The organism is Lacrimispora amygdalina (genome assembly GCF_003432035.1).
Taxonomy (GTDB): Bacteria; Bacillota; Clostridia; order Lachnospirales; family Lachnospiraceae; genus Lacrimispora; species Lacrimispora amygdalina.
Genome location: NZ_QOHO01000072.1, coordinates 22,507 through 44,509, shown reverse-complemented (window position 1 = coordinate 44,509; position 22,003 = coordinate 22,507). Strand labels below are relative to the sequence as shown.

Genomic DNA, 22,003 nt, shown 5'->3' with positions numbered 1-22,003 from the left:
GGTAAAGAAAGGGCAGCTGGTGATGGCTGTCAGCGTGGAGTATGTATTTAAAAAGTATAGAGATTCAGGGGTTTAAATCTTTTGCCAATAAAATAGTATTCGAATTTCATAACGGAATAACAGGCATTGTGGGCCCCAACGGAAGCGGTAAGAGCAATGTTGCTGATGCGGTGCGCTGGGTACTGGGTGAACAGAAAGTAAAACAGTTAAGAAGTTCCAGTATGCAGGATGTTATTTTTTCAGGAACAGAGCTGAGAAAACCCCAGGGATTTGCCTATGTAGCCATAACGCTAGACAATTCCGATCATCACTTATCCATTGATTATGATCAGGTGACTGTTTCAAGAAGAGTTTACCGGTCCGGCGAGAGTGAGTACATGATCAATGGAAGCGCCTGCCGCTTAAAGGATATTAATGAACTTTTTTATGATACCGGAATCGGCAAGGAAGGTTATTCTATAATCGGACAGGGCCAGATTGACAAGATTTTAAGCGGTAAACCGGAAGAGCGCAGGGAGCTTTTTGATGAGGCAGCCGGAATTGTCAAGTTTAAACGCCGCAAATCCATCGCCCAGAAAAAGCTGGAGGATGAAAAGCAGAATCTGGTACGCGTCAGCGATATTCTTTCAGAGCTGGAAAAACAGGTCGGCCCTTTGGCAAAGCAGTCTGAGGCTGCGAAAGAGTATTTAAGATTAAAGGAAGAACTGAAAAAGTATGATGTAAATCAGTTCCTGATGGAGACAGAAGGGCTGCGGCTCCAGATGAAAGAAGTGGATGAGAAAGAAGTGATCGTCAGCCGCGATCTGGATGATGCAAAAAACACATCAGAAGGCATAAGAGAGCAATATGAGACCCTCGATACATATTTATCCCAACTGGATGAATCTATTTTAGTAAGCCGCAATGAAAAAAACAATTCTGAAATTGAAACAGGAAATCTGCAGGGCCGTATTAATGTTTTGAAAGAGCAGATCAATACGGAACAGATGAATGCGGAGCATATTGCAGGCAGGGTGAGATCCATTCACTCCGAGATAGATATGAAACAGTCCCAGGCGGCTTCCTATGAAGAGGAACGTTCTGTTATTGCCGAGTCTGTAAAAGCTGCATTAGATCAGCTGAAACAGGGTGAGGCGGTACTTGCTGCAGAGGATGAAAAAATTCGTCTTCTGGAACAAAGGATTGAATCCGGAAAAGGAAGTATTATAGAGCTCCTTAATGAAAAGGCTGCCTTAAATGCCAAACAGCAGCGTTATGAAACCATGCTGGAGCAGGTAAATGTACGAAGGTCTGAAGTTCTTCAAAAGCTTCTAAAATATAAAAGCGATGAGTCAGAACAGGATCAGCAGCTTCTGGTGCTTCAAAAAGAATCGGATGAGATCGATACCGGTATTCTTAAGTACAATGAACTTCAGGAACAAAGTGAAAGCAGAGCGGAGGAACTGGAGCGTGAAGTAAAACGGCTTGGGAAAAACTTAAATGACAGACAGCAGGAGTACCATACCTGTTCCACCAAGCTGGAATCCCTTCGTAATCTGGCAGAGCGGTATGAAGGATATGGCGGCAGCATCCGCCGGGTCATGGAAGTGAAGGACCGGATACGGGGTATCCATGGTGTTGTTGCGGATCTGATTACTGTTTCAAAAAAGTATGAGGTTGCCATTGAAACGGCACTGGGCGGAAGCATTCAGAATGTTGTTACCGACTCGGACCAGACAGCAAAGCAGCTGATCGAGTATTTAAAGAAAAACAAATACGGCAGAGCCACATTTCTCCCTCTTACCAGTATTGGTAACAAGAATGGCTTCAATCAGGAGAAAGCACTTAACGAACCGGGAGTTCTGGGACTTGCCAATTCTCTGGTTGAGGCAGACAGCCAGTACGAGGGACTGATGAATTATCTTCTTGGCAGAGTGGTTGTTGTGGATACCATTGACCATGCAATTGCCCTTGCGAAGAAATTCCAGTACACTTTAAGAATTGTAACTCTGGAAGGCGAACTTTTAAGTGCAGGCGGTTCCATGACAGGAGGTGCTTTTAAGAATACCAGTAACTTACTGGGAAGAAAGCGCGAGATGGAGGAACTGGAGGCCGCCTGTGAAAAGGCACTGAAAGAAACCGGACAGATTGAGACAGAACTGGTTATGAATGAAGGTCTCTTAAGTGAATGCAGGGAAGAACTTGAAACGATCCGGAGTGAAAAGCAGAAGCTTTATTTAAGACAGAATACGGTTAAAATAAATCTGCACAGGATTGAAGATAAAAAAGCTGAAATTGTAGAGTCCTATGGGGATTTAGAACTGGAAAATACCCAGCTGGAGGTTCAGAAAAAAGAGATCGGAGAAAACAGGCAGGATCTGATTCTTGCAGTGGAAAAACTGGCAGCCAGAAGCGGGGAAATAGACAGTGAACTGGAAGGTCTGAATGCCGATCTTGAGAAAGCAAGAGCTGACAGGGAAAAGTTCTCCAAAGATTTATCAGAAGCACAGTTAACGGCTTCGGGTCTGAAGCAAAAGGATGATTTTGAGCTGGAAAATATCCGGCGTGTGAAGGATGAAATAAGCAGGCTGGAAGAGGAACTGTTAAAACTGTCTCAGGGAACTAGCGGTTCCGGTCTGATCATAGAAGAAAAACAGAAGGAAATTGAATCCATCAAAGCCCGAATGACGGAAATCAGTTCAGCCAGAGAAACACTGGATCAGGCAATTAGTGAGAAGCTGGCTAAAAAAGAAGCGAAATCGAAAGAGCAGAAAGAACTGTTTCAAAAACGGGAGGAACTTACTCAGCGCATCAGCCTGCTGGATAAGGAACTGTTCCGCCTCCAGAGCCAGAAGGAAAAAATGGAAGAACGTATGGAAAACCATGTAAACTACATGTGGAATGAATATGAACTGACGTTTTCAAAAGCTGAGGCTTTAAGGAATGAAGAGTGGACTTCTCTGCCGGATATTAAAAAAATGATAGGATCCTTAAAGGAAGAGATCCGCAAGCTCGGTAATGTAAATGTAAACGCCATTGAGGATTATAAGGAAGTATCAGAGCGTTATGAATTTATGAAAACCCAGCATGATGATCTTATCACTGCAGAGGGAACCTTATTAAAAATTATCGATGAGCTGGATACAGGAATGCGCAAACAGTTTGAGGAAAAATTCCGGGAAATCAGAGTGGAATTTGACAAAGTCTTTAAGGAACTGTTCGGAGGAGGGCGCGGTGCACTTGAACTTGTAGAGGATGAAGATATCCTTGAGGCAGGAATACAGATAGTTTCCCAGCCGCCCGGAAAAAAACTGCAGAATATGATGCAGCTTTCCGGAGGGGAAAAGGCGCTGACAGCAATTGCGCTGCTTTTTGCAATTCAGAATCTAAAGCCATCCCCGTTCTGTCTTCTTGACGAAATTGAGGCTGCGCTTGATGACTCCAATGTTGATCGTTTTGCAAAATATTTGCATAAGCTGACAAAATTTACACAGTTTATAGTTATTACCCACAGACGCGGTACCATGGTATCCGCTGACCGTCTGTATGGTATTACCATGCAGGAAAAAGGCGTTTCGACGCTTGTATCTGTTAATCTGATCGAAGAAGATTTAGAAAGTTAAGGAGGCCGACAATGGGAGAAAAAAAGGGATTCTTTGGAAAACTGGTAGCTGGACTGCAAAAAACGAGAGATAATATTATCGCAGGTGTGGATTCCATTTTCAACGGTTTTTCGGCCATTGATGACGAGTTTTATGAAGAAATTGAAGAAATTCTGATCATGGGTGATCTGGGCATCCAGACTACGACGTCAATTGTGGAAGACTTAAGAAAAAAGGTAAAGGAAAAAAACATTAAGGATCCGTCAGAATGCAAGCAGCTTCTTATGGATAGTATCATGGACCAGATGGACCTGGGTGAAAATGCCTATGAATTCGAAAAACGCCGCTCTGTTTTATTAATTATCGGAGTAAACGGAGTTGGAAAAACCACTTCTGTTGGTAAGCTGGCAGGACAGCTGAAGGATGATGGTAAGAAAGTCATTGTTGCAGCAGCTGATACATTCCGTGCAGCAGCGATTGAACAGCTGACAGAATGGGCGAGGAGGGCGAATGTTGATATTATTGCCCAACAGGAAGGTTCTGATCCGGCTGCAGTTGTATATGATGCGGTTGCTGCGGCAAAATCCAGGCAGGCAGACGTATTGATCTGTGATACGGCAGGACGTCTCCACAATAAAAAGAACCTGATGGAAGAACTGAAAAAGATCAATCGGATCATTGATAAGGAATATCCGGAAGCATATCGGGAAACTCTTGTGGTTTTAGATGGAACTACCGGACAGAACGCTCTTGTACAGGCGAAACAATTCATGGAAGTGGCAGACATTACCGGAATTATACTTACCAAGCTGGATGGTACGGCTAAGGGGGGAATTGCGGTGGCAATTCAATCCGAGCTGGGAATCCCGGTGAAATATATTGGCGTCGGGGAGAAAATTGATGACTTGCAGAAATTCAATGCAGAAGAATTTGTAAATGCATTGTTTCACGTAGAAGAGAAAGAAGAGGCGTAAATTATGTTGACATTGGAAAAGTTTGAGGAAGCATCAGAAGTCGTTGGCAAGGTCACCCTGGAAACGAAACTTATTTACAGTGAGTATTTTTCCGCTCAGACTGGAAATAAGGTGTACTTTAAGCCGGAAAACATGCAGTATACCGGGGCTTATAAGGTAAGAGGCGCTTACTATAAAATCAGCACTCTGACAGAGGAAGAAAAATCCAAAGGTTTGATTACCGCCTCTGCCGGCAATCATGCTCAGGGTGTTGCCTATGCAGCTAAGCTTGCCGGAATTCCCGCTACCATTGTCATGCCTACAACAACACCCCTGATGAAGGTTAACCGGACGAAAGGATACGGTGCTGAAGTAATTTTAGAGGGAGATGTCTTTGACGAGGCCTGCAGCCATGCTTATAAGCTTGCAGAGGAGAGAGGGCTTACCTTTGTACATCCTTTTAATGATTTAGATGTGGCAACCGGTCAGGGTACCATAGCCATGGAAATCATCAAAGAGCTTCCGACTGTTGATTATATTCTGGTTCCAATCGGCGGAGGCGGTCTTTGCACAGGAGTTTCCGTACTGGCAAAGATGTTAAATCCAAAGATTAAAGTAATTGGTGTGGAGCCTGCAGGCGCAAACTGTATGCAGGAATCAATTCGCCAGGGAAAAGTGGTATCTCTTCCCAGTGTCAATACCATTGCAGATGGCACTGCAGTAAAATGTCCGGGTGACAAGCTTTTCCCATACATCCAGGAAAATGTGGACAGTATTATAACAATTGAAGATTCAGAACTCATTGTAGCATTCCTTGATATGATGGAAAACCATAAGATGGTGGTAGAAAATTCCGGTCTGCTTACTGTTGCTGCTTTAAAGCATATCGATGTAGACAACAAAAAAATTGTATCTATTTTAAGCGGAGGAAACATGGATGTGATCACCATGGCTTCCATCGTACAGCTTGGACTGATACAAAGAGACCGTATCTTTACCGTATCAATACTGCTTCCTGATAAGCCGGGAGAGCTGGCAAAGGTGTCCGCCCTTCTTGCAAAAGAGCAGGGCAATGTCATCCGCCTGGAACATAACCAGTTTATCAGCATTAACCGTAATACGGCAGTGGAATTAAGGATTACCCTGGAAGCATTTGGAACAGATCATAAGAACGCCATTATGGCTGCGCTTACTTCTCAGGGTTATCGGCCAAAGCTGGTAAAATCCAAGGGGACATACGGAGATTAAGAATGAAAAAGCCGGATTAAATCCGGCTTTTTTGAAAAAACTATAAATTATTTAACGCTTTCTGTACCTTCCCCATCATACGAAAAGATACAGGATAAGATTCTTTATTATCCATAATCAGCATGGCATTTTCTCTGGAATATTTACTTACATGCTTTAAATTTACTATAACAGAGCGGCTGCATTGACAAAAGGCAGAGTTTAGTATTGCGTTCAGCTCTTTTAAAGTGCCGGTTATTTGTTTAACTCCCGATTTCGTATGTATCATAATTTTATGATAATCTTCTCCGGTTGTTACTGCAATTATATCATTCTGGTCCAGAATAAGAGATGATTTATCAATTTTTACAGATAACAGCCGGTTTGATACATTTAGCTGGTTTTTATAGTTTGCTTCTGCATTCCGTACGCAGGCACAGATTTGATCCGGCAGAGTTTTGGGTTCATCCTTTACAATAAAGTCCATTGCTTCCACTTTATATTGAAACGTAAGAATAGCCATTTCACTGTGGGTTGTAACAAAAACAATGTAACCACGAGGATCATATCTTCGTATTTCCTGAGCCAGTTCAATTCCGTTTTGTCTGGCCTGTAAATCAATATCAAGAAAATACAGACCTGTAATACCTGACTTTTTCCTATATGATAAAAGTTCCTCCGGATTCGAGGCAGTGCAGTAAAGAATAGATTCTGTAGAATTCATTAACAAATATTTTTCAATAATATCTTTCCATCTTTTTAATTGTCTTTTATCATCTTCACAAAGATATATATGAATCATTTATAACACCTATTTTACACCTTTTCTAAGAATCAGTTTCTGAGTAAAGTAAGGTTCTTCGTAAGTAGTATCCCAGATAATATTGTTATAGTTGCTTAGTATGAGAGATACGTTATAAAGTCCTACTCCGCGGTCTTCCCCTTTTGTGGATATGCCGTGGCTGCAAAGTTGTGAGATTGCATGACTTAGAGGGAGAGAAGTATTTCGTATAATTATGTAAAGGTCATTGTCCCTATAAAACATGCAGTAATATAATTCTTTTTCATTTGTATCCATAGCTGCTTCTATAGAATTGTCTAAAAAAATCCCAATAATTCTTGAAAGATCAAGAGTATCCATGACCAGATCGTCAATTATTTCAGTTAATTCGATTTTTAAATTAATACCAATCTCCATCGTATAAATAAATTTCGATGATAGCAGACTTTTCATGGCGGTATCTTTGATTTTTGAGAGAGCACCCAGTTTTGTATCTGATTCCGAAAATGAGTGACTGATAGGAAGAACTCTTTTTTCATAATATTCAATTAATCCATCCATGTCATTTTCTTCCATAAAGCCACTCATCGTACTGAGTATATTCATATAATCATGTTTAAATTTTCGCATTATGCCGTAAGAGTTCTCCAGCTTCTCTGTATAGCTCTGCAGATTTTCGTACTGTGCCATACGAAATTTATAAGCTTGTTCTCCCATGGTTACTTTATAAATAGAATACATTAGAAAAACAGTAATAGAGAACAGCAATAAAAAGATAATTCCATTAAGTGCGATTACACCATAATTATATCCTAAACGTTCACCATATGAAAAATTAAAAACAAAGAAAAACACCAAAAGAAACAAGTCGATTAGTATAGCTTTAAGCATATGCTGGTTCGTCAGATATTTGGAGATATTTAATTTTTTATGAATAAATATTCCGATTAATTTAGTTGTAACTCCACAATATACACAGTATAAACATGAAAAAGCAATGTTCATGATATCATGTTTAAGCATAGATATCATATCCATTTTAAGTACTTCGCCTGCAATGTACATAAACAGATAATTAAATGCAATGATATATAGATATCCGAACAAATAACACCCCAGGCTTAGATAATCGTTTTTTGTTATAATACATACAATTATCAGTATACCTGTAAGTGTAATAAAAGTACCAGCCTGCCCATAAACATGATTAAAGAGAAAAAGAGATCCGAAAGCATATAAAAATAAAAGAAAGCTTTTTAATACAGAGAGTTTTTTGGGCAGCAAATTAACGCAGGAGAAATAATTACAAAGACCTCCTGTAAAGGTATAGATAAAATATGTCATGGTGTCTCACCTCGCTAGTAAATACTATTATTGTACCTTGTTGGAAATAGAAAGTAAAGCTAATTGTATGAAAAATCCCCATGTTTGACGCTTAAGATAAAATACACAACGATAATTGCAAAAATATTTTTTATCTTAAAGTTATGGTAATATATGGTTAAATGGTGGTGGAAAAATGGGCATAGATAAAATGGCATTAATGCTTAATAGTTGGATGAATGAAATCAGTCCCAAAAGTAAAGAAGAAAGCGATGTAATTCAATATGGAATTGAACTGTTATTGGATAATATTGTAAAGTTTTTATTCATTCAGACCATAGGAATTATGATTGGAAAAGGACTGGAGACTCTTCTTATATTATCAGCTTTCTGTGGACTCAGGTTGCAGGCTGGCGGGGTACATGCAAGAACGGGAACTGGATGTGGGCTTAGTATGCTGCTAATATGGGTTGTATCATTAACCGGACATACATATTTACCAATCGGACTTTCCCTGTTGCCATACATCTATATTATTTCATTAATCGTTATTTTGTTTTTTGCACCAAGGACCATTAACATAGAATATTTTACTCCAAAAGATATTCTGAAAAAGAAACTGTATTCTATTGCTGTTTTAACTCTTATCATGACGGTTGCATATCTGAATCCGTCACTGAGAGAACTACTTATTTATCCGGTTGTTTTGGAAATACTAACGTTATTTCCTAAAAACAAAACAAATAAAAAGGAGATTGAGGATGATGAAAAAGGAAGTAGTAAAAGAATTGCAGAAAGCATTAGTTAAAGTATCTCTTAATTCTGTAGGGAGAAGCATTCCGGCTGGAGTTTATGAAAGAAAAATTCCGGAAGAAGTGTTAAAGATGCGCAATGCAAAGTAATTTTAGAAAAGAAGACATCATCAGAAATTCCGGTATGAGTAATTCAACGAATTATAAAAACGTTGTTTAGTGAAAAAGCATATAGTATAGGAAGACATTGTTTTTTCTTATACAAAAAGGGGAGTATCTGCTGTCTTTCGGTATCTATTAAAAGGCAGCAGATTTACGTATTATATAACGTTTTTTATATTGGCATGTAGTTTTTTTTCCTAAGTAAGCAGATGACAAAGTTAGGAGAAAGGTATATGAGAGAAAATTTATTTATAAAAATTTTAAAGATGGAAAAAAAGAAACCAGATATTATTGGAAATAATGCAATTGAAAAAATAAGTATATTACCAAAACATAACATGAGGGGGATCATCCCGGAAGAATATTGCATTGAAATAATAACAACTATACCAGAAAGAAAGAACATTATAGAAATGTTAGAAATTTAAGTATTAATAAATGAAGCGTTGTAAAGCAGATGTGAAATCTGAAATTAACGCTTCTTTTTGCGAAAATAGAGAAAACGGACCCCTCAGGGTCCGAAGTCTGCGTTATATCTGTAAATCTTAAAATTCAGATCATTTTAATTCCTCCGATCGAATACCCGGTTCCGCAACCATAGAATAATTGGTATGATAGATCACAAACCCGGGAGCTGCTCCTGCAACTTTTTTGATTTGTTTTTTCTGAATATAATCCACCTCAACCTTATCGTTGTCTTTTCCCTTAGAATAGTATGCTGCCAGGGCTCCGGCTTCTTCAAAGGTCCGGTCTGGAAGCTCTTTTCCTTCTGATTTAACGATCACATGAGAACCAGGGATTCCTTTGGCATGAAACCACCAGTCATTACCGCTTGCAACTTTAAAGGTCAGTTCTTCATTTTGATAGTTGTTCTTGCCAACATACATATGAAATCCATCGGATGAAATATAATGGAAGGGCTTGCTGGTGACTTTCGGCTTTTTGTCTCCGCTTTTTCGATGTTTGACGTATCCATACTCCATCAGTTCTTCTTTTATCTGAACAAGATCTTCTTCCAGCAGGGCGATATCAAGTGCGGCGCTGATGGACTCCAGATGTTCGATTTCCTGTCTGGTCTCGTTTATCTGTCCTGTGACAGCTTCAAACGTTCGTTTCATTTTGTTGTATTTGTCAAAATACTTCTGGGAGTTTTCCCTGGCGGACAGCTGGTCATCCAGTGGAATGGTAATGTCCTCATTGGTATAGTAGTTCAGGCAGGTTAGCTGCTTTTCACCGCCTGTCAGCTCATAACCATAGGTATTTAAAAGCTCCCCGTATATTTTGTACTTATCCTTTTTCTCCGTATCTTTCAGCTGCTTTTCCTGCAAATCGTATTTTTTGTAGTTGCGTTCCAGGGCTGTCTGAACAATCTTCCTTAAATCCACTGATTTCTGGCGGATTCTTGTCACTGCATTCTTAGTCGCATAGTAGGTTTCCAAAAGAGTACTGATGGATTCGAATGTTTTCGCTTCATAATCACTGCCTTCATAGCAGGTGAGCGGCACGGCTGCAAATTCAACCGGCTCTTCATTTTTATAGATAATATTTGGTTTAAAAGATCCTTTTTTAATATCTTCTATCATAAAGGTAAACATGCGGTATAAGTGCAAAAGCTCCGTTTCTGTCAGTTCATTGGCGGAATGATCTCCATCTATGGATGCCAGATGACACAGTTCATGGCCGATAATGGGACTGATACCGGTTAAGTTTAAATAAAGGCTCTTCTGTACCGGCGCAGCCGCGTGCTTCAGAACTGCAATAAATTCTTCTTCTGTAATCGTCAGCGGATCTTTTTTGTCCATGGTCTGGGGTATGAAATATTTTCTTCCAGGCAGAACTTCACGCACAGAACTGACCTGGGCAGATATGTGCTTAATACTGTCCAGGATCATATCTTCTTCATTGCAGAAGATGATGTTGCTGTGTTTGCCCATGATCTCTATCATAAGTTTTTTTGTTCGTCTGTCACCTAATTCATCCAGATGTTCGATTTCCATGCAGAGGATTCTTTCCAGACCCGGCTGGCTGATTTTCATAATACGTCCATTGCCGATATGCTTCCTTAAAAGCATGCAGAAATTGGGCGCAGTTAAGGGGCTCTGCTTGTTGTTTTCCGTAAAATAAACCAGTGGTAAACTGGCACTGGCAGAAATTAAAAGCTTCCATGTATTTTTTTGATTTTTAACAGTAAACAGCAGTTCATCTTTTTCCGGCTGGGCGATTTTAGAGATCTTTCCGCCTTCCAGCCGGTCTTTCATTTCTGCCGTGAGATTTGCCATAACAATTCCATCTAATGCCATTGTTTGAGTCCTCCGGTAAGGTTTTTAGATGAAGATAGTATATCACAGAAACTGTGTTCTGTAAAATTTAAAACCATTTGACTTGTTTTTTATTATGACTTATAATGGTTTATATCTATGGCGAAAGAGAGGCATTTGTAATGATTAAGAGCATGACAGGTTTCGGCAGGTACGAAACCGTCACGGATGAATATAAAATTTCCGTCGAGATGAAGGCTGTAAATCACAGATATTTGGATTTAAGCATAAAGATGCCGAAAAAGTTTAATTTCTTTGAAGCAGGAATCAGGAATCTGTTAAAGAATTATATTCAGCGCGGAAAAGTAGACGTTTTTATCAGTTATGAAGATTATACAGAAAACAAGATGTGTTTAAAGTATAACAGTGCGCTGGCTGCTGAATACATGGGATATTTTGCAAAGATGGAAGAGCAGTTCGGAATTCAGAACGATATCAAGGTTTCTGCACTCGCCAGATGTCCGGAAGTACTTATTATGGAAGAAGTACCGGAAGATGAGGATCAGATGTGGAAGCTTCTTTCAGAAACAGTAGAGGAAGCTGCAAAACGTTTTGTGGAAACAAGATTAACAGAAGGCGAAAATTTAAAGGCGGACCTCCTTGGAAAGCTGACCCTGATGAATGATATTCTTGAATTTATTGAAGAAAGATCTCCAAAGATTCTTGTGGAATATCGGGCCAAACTGGAAGATAAGGTGAAAGAACTTCTGGCAGGAGCTGCCATTGATGAAGGAAGAATTGCTGCAGAAGTTACCATTTATGCGGATAAGATCTGTGTGGATGAAGAGACGGTCCGGTTAAGAAGCCACATTGAACATACACGGTCTGAACTGGAGGCAGGGGGAATTGTGGGCAGAAAACTGGATTTCATCGCTCAGGAGATGAACCGGGAAGCCAATACCATTCTTTCTAAGGCCAGTGATTTAGAGGTGTCAGACAAGGCAATTATATTAAAGACCGAAATAGAAAAAGTACGGGAGCAGATCCAGAATATTGAGTAGGAGAATCGCAGTATGAACGAGCATGGCATGCTGGTAGTTGTATCCGGTTTTTCCGGTGCCGGAAAGGGCACACTTATGAAAGCGCTGCTGAACCGGTATAATAATTATGCGCTGTCCATTTCAGCTACCACCCGGGCACCCAGAGCGGGCGAAGTGGATGGAAAAGAATATTTTTTTGTTACAGAAGAACATTTTAAAAATATGATTGAAAAGGAAGAACTGATTGAGTACGCTCAGTACGTCAATCATTCTTACGGCACTCCCAAGGAATATGTTTTAAACCAGATGAAAATGGGGAAAGATGTTATTCTCGAAATAGAAATCCAGGGAGCTCTGAAAGTAAAGGAACGGTTTCCGGAAGCCATCCTGCTGTTCGTCATGCCTCCTAATGCACAAGAGTTAAAACGACGTCTGATCGGCAGAGGTACGGAAAGCATGGAAGTGATTAATGCCCGGCTGCGCAGGGCGGCTGAAGAAGCACAGGGCATGGAAGCGTATGATTATATTCTGATTAATGATGAGATCGACACATGCGTGGAAGAGATGCATCTTATGATTCAGGTACAGCATAAACGCGCTTCCAACAATATGGCATTTTTATCCCAGATCCGGGAAGAATTAAAAAATATATAAATTCGATTGAGAAAGGGGAATGGAAGATGTTACATCCATCTTATTCAGATTTGATTAATGTAGTAAACAGTGAGGTTGAGCCGGGAGATGCTCCGGTTGTACAGAGCCGTTATTCTATTGTAATTGCCGCAGCAAAGAGAGCAAGACAGATCATCGGAGGCTCTGATACTGAGATTCCGGGAGCCGGCAAGAAGCCGCTTTCAGTTGCCGTAGAAGAGTTATATGAGGGCAAAGTGAAGATTTTAAGCGAAGCGGACGCAACAGAAGAAGACGATAATTAGGAAGAGGGCCGTCTCCGTTTGGGTAGATGGCCTTTTCTTTCAGGAAAAAAGAACGACAGGAGTTTAAACATGAAGTTATTATGCATTTCACTGGGCTGTGATAAGAATCTGGTTGATACGGAGATGATGTTAGGCCTTTTAAATAGAGACGGGTATACCTTTACAGATGACGAGTATGAAGCGGATGTCATTGTAATCAATACCTGCTGTTTTATCGGCGATGCCAAGGAAGAAAGCGTCAATACCATTCTGGAGATGGCTCAGAGAAAGACAGACGGTAATTGTAAGGCACTAATCGTCACCGGTTGTCTGGCGCAGCGTTATAAGCAGGAGATTATTGATGAGATTCCGGAAGTGGATGGTATTTTGGGAACCTCTACCTATGATGAGATATCCAATGTTTTAAAGGGTGCACTGGGCGGTGAAGAACCGGTAAGCTGTTTCCATGATCTGGACCTGCTTCCTGAGACGGAAACAGACAGAATCCTTACCACCGGAGGCCATTACGCGTTTTTAAAAATTGCTGAAGGCTGTGACAAGCATTGTACTTACTGCATCATACCTGCTTTAAGAGGAAACTATCGAAGTGTTCCCATGGAAAATCTGGTGAAGGAAGCTGAGAAGCTGGCAGAGAAGGGGGTAAAGGAGCTGATTTTAGTGGCTCAGGAGACGACTTTGTACGGTGTGGACTTATATGGTAAAAAATCCCTTCCTGATTTATTAAAAAAGCTTTGTAAAATATCAGGTATTCAGTGGATCCGCGTCCAGTACTGCTATCCGGAGGAGATTACGGACGAACTGATTGCGGTAATAAAAGAAGAGGATAAAATCTGCCGTTATCTAGATATGCCGATTCAGCATGCAAGTGACCGTATTTTAAAACGCATGGGAAGAAGAACATCCAAAGAGCAGCTGAAGGATATCATTAACAGACTTCGTGCAGAAATTCCTGATATTGCACTGAGAACGACTCTTATTTCCGGATTTCCGGGAGAGACAGAAGAAGACCATGAAGAGCTGATGGACTTCGTGGATGAGATGGAGTTTGAACGTCTGGGTGTATTTGCCTATTCTGCAGAAGAGGATACCCCGGCTGCAGAGTTTCCTGATCAGGTACCCCAGGAGATCAAAGAGGAACGCCGGGATGCGATTATGGAGCTTCAGCAGGAAATATCCATAGATCATTCCCAGTCAATGGTTGGAAAAACACTGGAAGTGATGATAGAAGGAAAAGTTGCTGATGAGAATGCTTATGTGGCAAGAACCTATATGGATGGTCCGGGAGTGGATGGAATGATTTTTGTACAGACAGGCGAGGAACTGATGTCTGGGGATTTTGCAAAGATCCGTGTTACCGGAGCGATGGAGTATGATTTAATAGGAGAGTTGGAAGATGAATTTACCGAATAAACTGACTATTTTAAGAGTTATCATGATTCCGTTTTTTGTTCTGTTTCTTCTGCTTGACGGCGGTACCAATGTTACTTACCGCTATATAGCTGCTGCTGTATTTATAGTTGCCAGCTTTACGGATATGCTGGATGGTAAGATTGCAAGAAAGTATGGTCTTGTTACAAATTTTGGAAAATTTATGGATCCTCTTGCAGATAAGCTTCTGGTATGTGCCGGTCTTATATGTTTTACTGCCCTGGGACAGCTTCCTGCCTGGATTGTTATTGTAATTATCAGCCGTGAATTTATTATCAGCGGTTTCCGTCTGGTTGCTTCTGATAATGGCGTTGTTATTGCCGCAAGCTATTGGGGGAAGTTTAAGACTGTTTCCCAGATGGTGATGTCGGTGCTTCTGATTTTAAATATACCTGCGCTGTCCATTGTTACCAATGCATTTATCTGGATTGCTGCAGTACTCACTGTGGTTTCTCTTGTTGATTATATAGCAAAAAATTATCGCGTTCTTATGGAAGGGAGTATGTAATCATGATTGTTGAACTGATATCGGTTGGAACAGAGATTCTTCTCGGAAACATTGTTAATACAAACACCCAGTATCTCGCGGAAAAATGTGCCCTTTTAGGGCTTTCCATGTATCACCAGGTAACGGTTGGAGATAACAGGGAGCGCCTTTCAGCGGCACTTGAAACAGCACTCAGCCGTTCTGATGTGGTAATTCTTACCGGAGGTCTTGGGCCGACAGAAGATGATCTGACTAAGGAAGTATGCGCAGAAGTGATGGGATTTGAACTGGCAGAGGATGCGCATACCAGAGAACGGATCGAAAAATATTTTAAAAACAGTATATATAAAGATATACCGGATAACAACTGGAAGCAGGCCATGGTACCTCAGGGGTCAACCGTACTTGACAACAGCAACGGAACTGCTCCGGGGCTTATTATGGAGAAGAACGGAAAGACTGCCATTCTTCTTCCGGGACCTCCCAACGAGTTAAAACCATTATTTACAGAGCAGGTATTCCCATATCTGCAAAACCGTCAGCCGGAAGTAATCCGCTCTCAGATGATTAAAATATGCGGTTACGGCGAAAGCCAGGTAGAAGATAAGCTGATTGATTTAATCAACACTCAGACCAATCCCACCATTGCCACTTATGCAAAAACGGCAGAGGTACATTTAAGAGTGACAGCAAAGGCAGACAACGAGGAAGCTGCTAAAAATCTGCTTAAGCCTGTTGTCAAAGAGATTAAAAACCGGTTTGAAAATGCTGTATATACAACCAAGGAAGAGGAAACTCTTGAGATGGCAGTTGTCCGGCTTTTAAAGAAATATGAGCTGACTGTTACAACGGCAGAATCCTGTACAGGCGGTCTGATTGCTGGAAGACTGGTTAATGTTCCTGGTGCTTCAGAGGTATTCCGGGAGGGATTTATCACTTATTCCAACAAGGCGAAAAGAAAATATTTGGATGTCAGTAAAGGTACTTTAAAAAAATATGGGGCAGTCAGTGAACAGACAGCCAAAGAGATGGCAACCGGAGGTGTGTTTGCAACAGATGCAGATGCATGCATTGCAGTGACCGGGATTGCCGGGCCGGATGCAGAAGGTGAAAAGCCTGTCGGACTTGTATATATTGCCTGCTATATGAAGGACAAGGTAAAGGTGGAGGAATACCACTTTAAAGGAAACCGTGAGAAAATCAGGGAACAGTCCGTAGTGAAGGCCCTGGATTTCTTAAGGAGATCCATCCTGTCCAATTACCATTAATAACCCCCCGAGAGGAGACAACGCGTGGAAACCCGTTTAATGAAAAAGCAGATGACTGCTGCTTATCAGTATTCTTATGTGAGGCTTGTCTTAAATTACTATACATTATTGGAGACCGTTGCAGAAGAAGAACCACAATCCCAGGATATAGCTGCTTACTTAAGACAGTTAAACGGCCTTATGGGTGATTATATCTCCGGCAGAGAAGCGCAAAAGGATCTGCTGGCACTGAGAAAAGATATCACTCATGAAGTGGAGGTGCTGACATCCTTTGCAGACTGTTTTCAGATTTACGAGTATATTTTAAACCGAATGGAACGTAAATTTACTCCTTCCGGTATTACCAGTGCAGGAGAAGACGTATTTTTAAAAAAGCTGCTGGAATTTATAACTGGTACCAATGATTCCGCTGTTATGAACGGACGAATCAAACAGATAATCGGTCAGCTTCCTGTTCGTCTGACTAAACAGAAGTTTTACAGCCTTCTTATGGAAGGGCTTTCCGTTTATATCGGCTCTCCGAGGGAGAATCTCCGTGACATGATGTATACCCTCCGGACGGAGTCCATGGTTTCTCTTCCTGAAGGGATGGAAGATGGTCACAAGGAGATTTTTGAAATTTTGCAGCAGTTTAAGCATATGGATTACCGGAACATGATCTTTGAAGGTTATGAAGAGGCTGCGGCAAAATTGGCCTATGCAAGCCAGGTTCTTACGGCTGAATCCGGTTATTACGTGATGATTCAGGATCTGATCAATGATTTGTGTGTACTTATGTATGCCCGGCCGGATGCTGTGATTGATGTCAGTGAGGAAGCTTTTTACCGCTCTGTATTAAGCAGCATTCTGGCTAAATTTAATCAGGAAGATTTTTCCATCACGGAAGAGGAATTTCTTGACCAGCTGACTCAGCTGGAGGGCAGGCAGGAAACTTATTATGAACGGTATTTAAAAGTAGAAGTCCTTAAGGAAGAGGAACAGTCCGCTGATGATCCGGACTTTATCCGTTCTATGAATGTGGACAGACTGTTGTCTGGAAGCAGTTTTGCAGAACTGATGATTCCGGGAAAAGAGGGGAATACTCTGTCCGGTGATGAAAACACAGTTGTAGATAAGGCCTTTCTGGATCAGGAAGCAGAAGCTTATATCCATGAACTGGACCAGCTTTTTGCAGATGCACCAAAGCCGGTGGTTCGTGCAGTTATGGCTAAGATTTTATCGGATCTGCCAGTTTACTTTAATTCGATAGACGAAATCCAGGAATACATGAAGGGCAGTCTTAGCAGCTGCCTGGATCAGGCTGAAAAAGAAACATGCATGGAATTATTGGAAGAGCTGATGGATTATGAAAATAAGCTGGTATAACCGTTTATACGTCGGAGATAAAGCAAAAAAGAAACGTTACCGTATCATTCAGGGAATCAGGAAGGGGAAACCAGGTTTGGATATTTATGTGATTACACCCGCCTCAAATGGGAATAATATACTTGATATCTATCCAGCTGCTGAAATAATATCCCCATTTTATAAGGAAAAAGACTTCTTCATAGTCGGCATTGCCGCTGATTACTGGGAAGCTCTGGAAGTAGCCGGACGTGTGATTCATGACTTATACCGGAAAACAGAAGGGTTTCATCTGTCTGATTTTTTAAATAGAAGCCGGTAAGATGTGAGGTGTTCATGCTTCATATAATTTTATTTATTTTAAAACTGTTGGGACTGCTGATCCTGATTCTTTTAGGACTCATTCTTCTGGCAGTTGTACTGGTACTGTTCGTACCGGTCCGTTACCGCGGAGAAGGATCTTATTTTAAAAAAGTGAAGGGAAACATGAAAATTTCCTGGCTGCTACATATCCTCTCAGTTACGGTCCGGTATGAAGAAGAAGTTCTGATTGCAGTCCGCCTGTTTGGAATTCCCATGATGAGACCGAAAAAGATGGATGAGGAACTGAAAGAAGCTGAGGAAATTATGGTTCAGGCCATGGAAATAAAGGAGCCGGAAACCGTAAAGGAAGCGAGACAATTGGGGCGGGATGTAAAAAAAACGGTCCGGGGAGAGTCAGAGAACAGCCAGTCTGTACAGAAAGATATAAAAGAAACAGAACAAACAGTACGAACAGAACAAGTAGAAAAAGAGTCCTGGCTGCAGGCATTATTTCGTAAGATAAAGAAGAAATTAATCCATATACTGGAAAGAATTAAGTATTTATACAACAGAATTTGTGTTACACTGAGAAACATGAAAGAGAAGAAAGATGAAATTCAGACTTTTCTTTCCAACAGCGAAAATCAGAAGACTGCAAAGCTGCTTTACAGACAGGGGAAACGTCTGGTAAGACATATTTTCCCTATAAAGGGGCATGGTAACGTGACATTTGGATTTGAAGATCCCGGTCTGACCGGACAGGCACTTATGGCGGCCAGCCTGCTGTATCCGTTCTTTCATAAGTACTGGGATCTGTATCCGGTTTTTGACCGGTCCGTTTTTACCGCAGAAGGCACATTTCGGGGACGAATTCGTCTTGGAACGGTCCTGATGATTGGTTTACGTATGCTTCTTGATAAAAACTTCAGAACTCTGTTAAAGAGATGGCTTCGTTAAAGGAGGAATTACGTTCATGGCAGATAATTATTTTACGTCTACAGTAGAGGCATTGTTTAAAGGTATGGATGCCTTTGTAGCGACAAAAACAGTTGTAGGAGATGCAGTGAAGGTGGATGACACCATTATTCTGCCTTTGGTGGATGTAACCTGCGGAATGGCTGCCGGATCCTTTTCTGAAAATGCGAAAGAGAAGGGTGCCGGAGGAATGCATGCGAAGATGAGCCCAAGTGCCATACTGATTATTCAAAACGGTGTGACAAAGCTGGTGAATATCAAGCAGCAGGATGCAGTGACAAAGATACTTGACATGGTTCCGGATTTCGTCAACAAATTCACATCCGGGAATAAAGAGGTGTCACCGGAAGCAATAAAAGTAGCAGAGGAGATGGCTGCGGCTGCAGAGAAAGAAAAAGCCGAAGAATAAGAAAGGGATAAGCCGCATAGGATATTATATATAGCCTGAATGGATTGAGGGATATTATGAGAAGAGTATGCGGACTTATGCTGTTCTGTTTTGGAGCAGGTATGGCAATCCTACTGTTTATCCCGGCAACGATCGTTACAATTCTGTTTATAATTGGATGTCTGGTACTGGGATATAATCTGTTTTGCTGCTGACAGCAAATACTGTTGCTATTATTGAGACCCGATTGGATTAACCGGGTCTCATAGCTATAAAAAAAATACTCCTGACTGCTACCAGTCAGGAGTTTCCTACGATTAAGCTCTTTCAACTAATCCGGATCTTAAACAGGAAGTACATACGTACATCTTCTTAGCGCCGCCTGTTACTTTAACTTTAACGGACTTTACATTTGCTTTCCACATCTTATTGGATCTTCTATGGGAATGGCTCACTGCGTTGCCAAAGTGAGCAGCCTTTTCACAAATTGCACATTTAGCCATGATTGCACCTCCTTAAAAGTAACTTGGATTTTTTAATGGTTGAAAAATCCACAACAAGTGTATGATAACAGAAATTACAGCGATTTGCAAGTGAAAATTAAAAATTTGTTTCTTTTTTTGGAAAAATAATGTATAATCATAACAGACAGAAAGAACGGAGGTAGAGACTATGAAGGGTTATATCAATAATAAACTGGGCGAAATCCAGGTAAGCCCTGATGTTATCGCTATGTACGCCGGAACCACCGCAGTTGAGTGCTTCGGTATTGTCGGTATGGCGGCTGTCAGCATGAAGGACGGACTCGTTAAGCTTTTAAAACGGGAAGGACTGACACATGGAATTAATGTAATGATTCAGGACAACCATATCACCATTGATTTTCATGTAATCGTAGCATATGGAATCAGTATTTCTGCAGTAGCGGATAATCTGATTGAAAATGTAAAATACAAAGTAGAAGAATTCACCGGTATGACGGTAGATAAGATTAACATCTTTGTCGAAGGCGTAAGAGTGATTGATTAAGGAGGAAACTACCTGTGGGTATGAAGTATATAGACGCAAAGATGCTGCAGAAAGCATTTTTAGCAGGTGCAAAAGAACTGGAAGCCAAAAAGGACTGGATTAATGAATTGAATGTTTTTCCGGTTCCGGATGGAGATACCGGGACAAACATGACTATGACCATTATGTCAGCTGCGAAAGAGGTGGCTGCCATTGAGAATCCAACCATGGAATCTCTGTCAAAGGCAATTTCTTCCGGTTCTTTAAGAGGCGCAAGGGGAAACTCCGGCGTAATCTTATCCCAGTTGTTCCGAGGATTTACGAAAGAGATCGCCTCCGCTGAACAGGTGACAGTTACTATTTTGGCTAATTCCTTTGTCAGAGCCACTGAGACAGCCTATAAGGCCGTTATGAAACCCAAAGAGGGCACTATACTGACGGTCGCGAGAGGTATGGCAGAAAGAGCTGCTGAGCTGGTGACGGAAACAGAGGATATCATTGAATTCTGCAATCAGGTCATTGAACAGGGCGATTATGTATTAAGCCAGACTCCGGAGATGCTTCCGGTATTAAAGCAGGCGGGTGTCGTGGATTCCGGCGGTCAGGGACTGATGCAGGTGGTAAAGGGGGCTTTTAATTTCCTTACCGGTAAGGAAGTTGATCTTACGGTGGAAGCCGCAGGACGTGTGGAGCCGGTTAAAAGCGCTGAAGGAATTGCCCTGAAAGAAGCAGATATTAAATTCGGATATTGTACAGAATTTATTGTTAATTTAGAAAAGCCATATAATGAAAAAACAGAGCAGGAATTCAAAGGGTACTTGGAATCCATAGGAGATTCCCTGGTAGTTGTATCCGATGATGATATTGTAAAAGTTCACGTTCATACCAATGATCCGGGGCTTGCCATTCAAAAGGCTCTTACTCTTGGTTCCTTATCCCGCATGAAGATTGACAACATGAGGGAAGAGCATCACGAAAGGCTGATTAAAGAATCAGAAAAACTGGCTGTACAACAGAAGGCGGAAGAAAAGAAGTCTGAGCCAAGAAAGCAATACGGCTTTATCTCCGTATCTGCAGGGGAAGGCCTTGATGAAATCTTTCGCGGTATCGGAGCGGATTATTTAATCCAGGGCGGTCAGACCATGAATCCCAGTACTGAGGATATGTTAAACGCCATCGACCAGGTGAATGCAGATACAATCTACATCCTGCCGAACAACAAGAACATTATTCTGGCTGCAGAGCAGGCGAAGAGTCTGGTAGAGGATAAGAAGGTTATCGTGATTCCTTCCAGGACAATTCCTCAGGGAATCACTGCAATTATTAATTTTGCACCTGATTTATCTCCCGAGGAGAATGAAGCAAACATGACGGAAGAAATGGCTCGTGTAAAGACCGGACAGATTACTTATGCAGTCCGCAACACTACGATTGATGATATAGAAATCAAAGAGGGCGATATCATGGCTTTGGGAGACCATGGAATTCTTGCTGTTGGAGAAGAGATTGAAGCCACTGCGCTTAAAACGCTGGAAGCCATGGTAGAGGAAGAATCAGAACTCATTACCATTTATTACGGCAGGGATGTGAGCGGGGAAGATGCTGCTGTCCTGAAGGAAAAAGCAGAAGAACAGTTCTCAAATTGTGAAGTGGAACTTCATTCCGGCAGTCAGCCGATTTACTATTATCTGATTTCCGTAGAATAAAAAGGAGTCAGGACTGTATGATTCCGGGCAGACGTGACTTAAGTCTGCCCGGTTTTTGATATTCTGAGATTCAAAATGAAAGGA

Annotated in this window: 23 protein-coding genes; 19 read left to right on the top strand and 4 right to left on the bottom strand. The window is 41.2% G+C overall.

Translation table 11 applies throughout. From position 1 onward, the window contains the following. The first annotated feature begins 41 nt into the window (after positions 1-41). From smc to ilvA, 3 genes are read left to right on the top strand one after another with little or no spacing between them, the layout of a single operon-like run. The gene (gene smc / locus DS742_RS21495; protein WP_117419019.1) at positions 42-3,602 is read left to right on the top strand and encodes a chromosome segregation protein SMC; all 3,561 of its coding nucleotides are present in this window, start codon (positions 42-44) and stop codon (positions 3,600-3,602) included. 11 nt (positions 3,603-3,613) lie between these two features. After that, complete coding sequence (ftsY, locus tag DS742_RS29265) at positions 3,614-4,555, top strand: signal recognition particle-docking protein FtsY (protein ID WP_205692784.1); 942 nt, start codon at positions 3,614-3,616, stop codon at positions 4,553-4,555. 3 nt (positions 4,556-4,558) lie between these two features. After that, a complete protein-coding gene (gene ilvA, locus DS742_RS29260) occupies positions 4,559-5,782 on the top strand; it encodes a threonine ammonia-lyase (RefSeq protein ID WP_205692783.1) in 1,224 nt (407 codons plus the stop codon). A 40-nt stretch (positions 5,783-5,822) separates the two neighbouring features. On the opposite strand, the gene DS742_RS21485 is transcribed toward ilvA, so the two are convergent. Both DS742_RS21485 and DS742_RS21480 read right to left on the bottom strand, forming a co-directional pair. Then, the gene (locus tag DS742_RS21485; RefSeq protein WP_117419018.1) at positions 5,823-6,563 is read right to left on the bottom strand and encodes a LytR/AlgR family response regulator transcription factor; all 741 of its coding nucleotides are present in this window, start codon (positions 6,561-6,563) and stop codon (positions 5,823-5,825) included. 9 nt (positions 6,564-6,572) lie between these two features. Continuing rightward, positions 6,573-7,886, bottom strand: a complete 1,314-nt coding sequence (locus tag DS742_RS21480) for a sensor histidine kinase (protein ID WP_117419017.1) — start codon at positions 7,884-7,886, stop codon at positions 6,573-6,575. A 175-nt stretch (positions 7,887-8,061) separates the two neighbouring features. Here DS742_RS21480 and DS742_RS21475 point away from each other — a divergent pair, with 175 nt between their 5' ends. The 3 genes from DS742_RS21475 (at position 8,062) to DS742_RS21465 (ending at position 9,207) form a co-directional block, all read left to right on the top strand. Next, the gene (locus DS742_RS21475) at positions 8,062-8,673 is read left to right on the top strand and encodes an accessory gene regulator B family protein (protein ID WP_117419016.1); all 612 of its coding nucleotides are present in this window, start codon (positions 8,062-8,064) and stop codon (positions 8,671-8,673) included. After that, complete coding sequence (locus DS742_RS21470) at positions 8,627-8,767, top strand: exodeoxyribonuclease V subunit alpha (protein ID WP_097004306.1); 141 nt, start codon at positions 8,627-8,629, stop codon at positions 8,765-8,767. The genes DS742_RS21475 and DS742_RS21470 overlap by 47 nt, the downstream gene beginning before the upstream one ends. Before the next feature lie 245 nt (positions 8,768-9,012). Next, positions 9,013-9,207 carry a hypothetical protein gene (locus DS742_RS21465; RefSeq protein ID WP_117419015.1) on the top strand — a complete coding sequence of 65 codons (195 nt, stop codon included), beginning with the start codon at positions 9,013-9,015 and terminating at the stop codon, positions 9,205-9,207. A 129-nt stretch (positions 9,208-9,336) separates the two neighbouring features. On the opposite strand, the gene DS742_RS21460 is transcribed toward DS742_RS21465, so the two are convergent. Next, entirely contained in the window at positions 9,337-11,079 is a 1,743-nt protein-coding gene (locus DS742_RS21460; RefSeq protein WP_117419014.1) for an Rqc2 family fibronectin-binding protein, read from the bottom strand. 140 nt (positions 11,080-11,219) lie between these two features. Between DS742_RS21460 and DS742_RS21455 the strand changes: the two genes are divergently transcribed. From DS742_RS21455 to DS742_RS28985, 11 genes are all read left to right on the top strand, one after another. Further along, positions 11,220-12,098 (top strand): YicC/YloC family endoribonuclease, encoded by an 879-nt coding sequence (locus DS742_RS21455; RefSeq protein ID WP_117419013.1) that lies wholly within the window; start codon positions 11,220-11,222, stop codon positions 12,096-12,098. A 12-nt stretch (positions 12,099-12,110) separates the two neighbouring features. Continuing rightward, the gene (gmk, locus tag DS742_RS21450) at positions 12,111-12,731 is read left to right on the top strand and encodes a guanylate kinase (RefSeq protein ID WP_117419012.1); all 621 of its coding nucleotides are present in this window, start codon (positions 12,111-12,113) and stop codon (positions 12,729-12,731) included. A gap of 26 nt (positions 12,732-12,757) precedes the next feature. Continuing rightward, positions 12,758-13,012: a DNA-directed RNA polymerase subunit omega gene (rpoZ, locus tag DS742_RS21445; RefSeq protein WP_104436169.1), complete on the top strand. Its 255-nt coding sequence runs from the start codon at positions 12,758-12,760 to the stop codon at positions 13,010-13,012. Positions 13,013-13,081: 69 nt separating this feature from the next. Next, entirely contained in the window at positions 13,082-14,422 is a 1,341-nt protein-coding gene (rimO, locus tag DS742_RS21440) for a 30S ribosomal protein S12 methylthiotransferase RimO (protein ID WP_117419011.1), read from the top strand. Next, entirely contained in the window at positions 14,406-14,948 is a 543-nt protein-coding gene (gene pgsA, locus DS742_RS21435; RefSeq protein WP_117419010.1) for a CDP-diacylglycerol--glycerol-3-phosphate 3-phosphatidyltransferase, read from the top strand. Before rimO ends, pgsA begins: the two co-directional genes overlap by 17 nt. Positions 14,949-14,950: 2 nt before the next feature. Next, positions 14,951-16,195, top strand: coding sequence for a competence/damage-inducible protein A (locus DS742_RS21430; RefSeq protein ID WP_117419009.1), 1,245 nt, complete (start codon positions 14,951-14,953; stop codon positions 16,193-16,195). Between the two features lie 24 nt (positions 16,196-16,219). Then, the gene (locus DS742_RS21425) at positions 16,220-17,560 is read left to right on the top strand and encodes a hypothetical protein (protein ID WP_117419008.1); all 1,341 of its coding nucleotides are present in this window, start codon (positions 16,220-16,222) and stop codon (positions 17,558-17,560) included. Next, positions 17,541-17,861 carry a hypothetical protein gene (locus tag DS742_RS21420; RefSeq protein WP_117419007.1) on the top strand — a complete coding sequence of 107 codons (321 nt, stop codon included), beginning with the start codon at positions 17,541-17,543 and terminating at the stop codon, positions 17,859-17,861. Before DS742_RS21425 ends, DS742_RS21420 begins: the two co-directional genes overlap by 20 nt. Positions 17,862-17,875: 14 nt before the next feature. After that, positions 17,876-18,799 carry a DUF2953 domain-containing protein gene (locus tag DS742_RS21415; RefSeq protein ID WP_117419006.1) on the top strand — a complete coding sequence of 308 codons (924 nt, stop codon included), beginning with the start codon at positions 17,876-17,878 and terminating at the stop codon, positions 18,797-18,799. Positions 18,800-18,815: 16 nt separating this feature from the next. After that, the gene (locus tag DS742_RS21410; protein WP_117419005.1) at positions 18,816-19,226 is read left to right on the top strand and encodes a GerW family sporulation protein; all 411 of its coding nucleotides are present in this window, start codon (positions 18,816-18,818) and stop codon (positions 19,224-19,226) included. Positions 19,227-19,282: 56 nt separating this feature from the next. Then, on the top strand, positions 19,283-19,420 hold the full coding sequence (locus DS742_RS28985) for a hypothetical protein (RefSeq protein WP_013272624.1): 138 nt from the start codon (positions 19,283-19,285) through the stop codon (positions 19,418-19,420). Positions 19,421-19,522: 102 nt separating this feature from the next. Here the strand turns inward: DS742_RS28985 and rpmB are convergent, their stop codons facing one another. Beyond that, the gene (rpmB, locus tag DS742_RS21405) at positions 19,523-19,708 is read right to left on the bottom strand and encodes a 50S ribosomal protein L28 (RefSeq protein WP_097004294.1); all 186 of its coding nucleotides are present in this window, start codon (positions 19,706-19,708) and stop codon (positions 19,523-19,525) included. Between the two features lie 169 nt (positions 19,709-19,877). Here rpmB and DS742_RS21400 point away from each other — a divergent pair, with 169 nt between their 5' ends. Together DS742_RS21400 and DS742_RS21395 are read left to right on the top strand one after the other, a co-directional pair. Further along, positions 19,878-20,234: an Asp23/Gls24 family envelope stress response protein gene (locus DS742_RS21400; protein WP_104436177.1), complete on the top strand. Its 357-nt coding sequence runs from the start codon at positions 19,878-19,880 to the stop codon at positions 20,232-20,234. Between the two features lie 14 nt (positions 20,235-20,248). Beyond that, positions 20,249-21,919, top strand: coding sequence for a DAK2 domain-containing protein (locus DS742_RS21395; protein ID WP_117419004.1), 1,671 nt, complete (start codon positions 20,249-20,251; stop codon positions 21,917-21,919). Positions 21,920-22,003: the final 84 nt, after the last annotated feature.

Excerpts from the sequence above, each read along its gene's own strand:
- pgsA (WP_117419010.1), top strand. The coding sequence starts at position 14,406 with ATGAATTTACCGAATAAACTGACTATTTTAAGAGTTATCATGATTCCG.
- DS742_RS21430 (WP_117419009.1), top strand. The coding sequence starts at position 14,951 with ATGATTGTTGAACTGATATCGGTTGGAACAGAGATTCTTCTCGGAAAC.
- DS742_RS21480 (WP_117419017.1), bottom strand. The coding sequence starts at position 7,886 with ATGACATATTTTATCTATACCTTTACAGGAGGTCTTTGTAATTATTTC.
- DS742_RS21470 (WP_097004306.1), top strand. The coding sequence starts at position 8,627 with ATGATGAAAAAGGAAGTAGTAAAAGAATTGCAGAAAGCATTAGTTAAA.
- smc (WP_117419019.1), top strand. The coding sequence starts at position 42 with ATGTATTTAAAAAGTATAGAGATTCAGGGGTTTAAATCTTTTGCCAAT.
- DS742_RS21485 (WP_117419018.1), bottom strand. The coding sequence starts at position 6,563 with ATGATTCATATATATCTTTGTGAAGATGATAAAAGACAATTAAAAAGA.
- DS742_RS21465 (WP_117419015.1), top strand. The coding sequence starts at position 9,013 with ATGAGAGAAAATTTATTTATAAAAATTTTAAAGATGGAAAAAAAGAAA.
- DS742_RS21410 (WP_117419005.1), top strand. The coding sequence starts at position 18,816 with ATGGCAGATAATTATTTTACGTCTACAGTAGAGGCATTGTTTAAAGGT.
- rimO (WP_117419011.1), top strand. The coding sequence starts at position 13,082 with ATGAAGTTATTATGCATTTCACTGGGCTGTGATAAGAATCTGGTTGAT.
- rpoZ (WP_104436169.1), top strand. The coding sequence starts at position 12,758 with ATGTTACATCCATCTTATTCAGATTTGATTAATGTAGTAAACAGTGAG.
- ilvA (WP_205692783.1), top strand. The coding sequence starts at position 4,559 with ATGTTGACATTGGAAAAGTTTGAGGAAGCATCAGAAGTCGTTGGCAAG.
- DS742_RS21455 (WP_117419013.1), top strand. The coding sequence starts at position 11,220 with ATGATTAAGAGCATGACAGGTTTCGGCAGGTACGAAACCGTCACGGAT.
- rpmB (WP_097004294.1), bottom strand. The coding sequence starts at position 19,708 with ATGGCTAAATGTGCAATTTGTGAAAAGGCTGCTCACTTTGGCAACGCA.
- DS742_RS21460 (WP_117419014.1), bottom strand. The coding sequence starts at position 11,079 with ATGGCATTAGATGGAATTGTTATGGCAAATCTCACGGCAGAAATGAAA.
- DS742_RS21400 (WP_104436177.1), top strand. The coding sequence starts at position 19,878 with ATGAAGGGTTATATCAATAATAAACTGGGCGAAATCCAGGTAAGCCCT.
- ftsY (WP_205692784.1), top strand. The coding sequence starts at position 3,614 with ATGGGAGAAAAAAAGGGATTCTTTGGAAAACTGGTAGCTGGACTGCAA.
- gmk (WP_117419012.1), top strand. The coding sequence starts at position 12,111 with ATGAACGAGCATGGCATGCTGGTAGTTGTATCCGGTTTTTCCGGTGCC.
- DS742_RS21420 (WP_117419007.1), top strand. The coding sequence starts at position 17,541 with ATGAAAATAAGCTGGTATAACCGTTTATACGTCGGAGATAAAGCAAAA.
- DS742_RS21475 (WP_117419016.1), top strand. The coding sequence starts at position 8,062 with ATGGGCATAGATAAAATGGCATTAATGCTTAATAGTTGGATGAATGAA.
- DS742_RS28985 (WP_013272624.1), top strand. The coding sequence starts at position 19,283 with ATGAGAAGAGTATGCGGACTTATGCTGTTCTGTTTTGGAGCAGGTATG.
- DS742_RS21415 (WP_117419006.1), top strand. The coding sequence starts at position 17,876 with ATGCTTCATATAATTTTATTTATTTTAAAACTGTTGGGACTGCTGATC.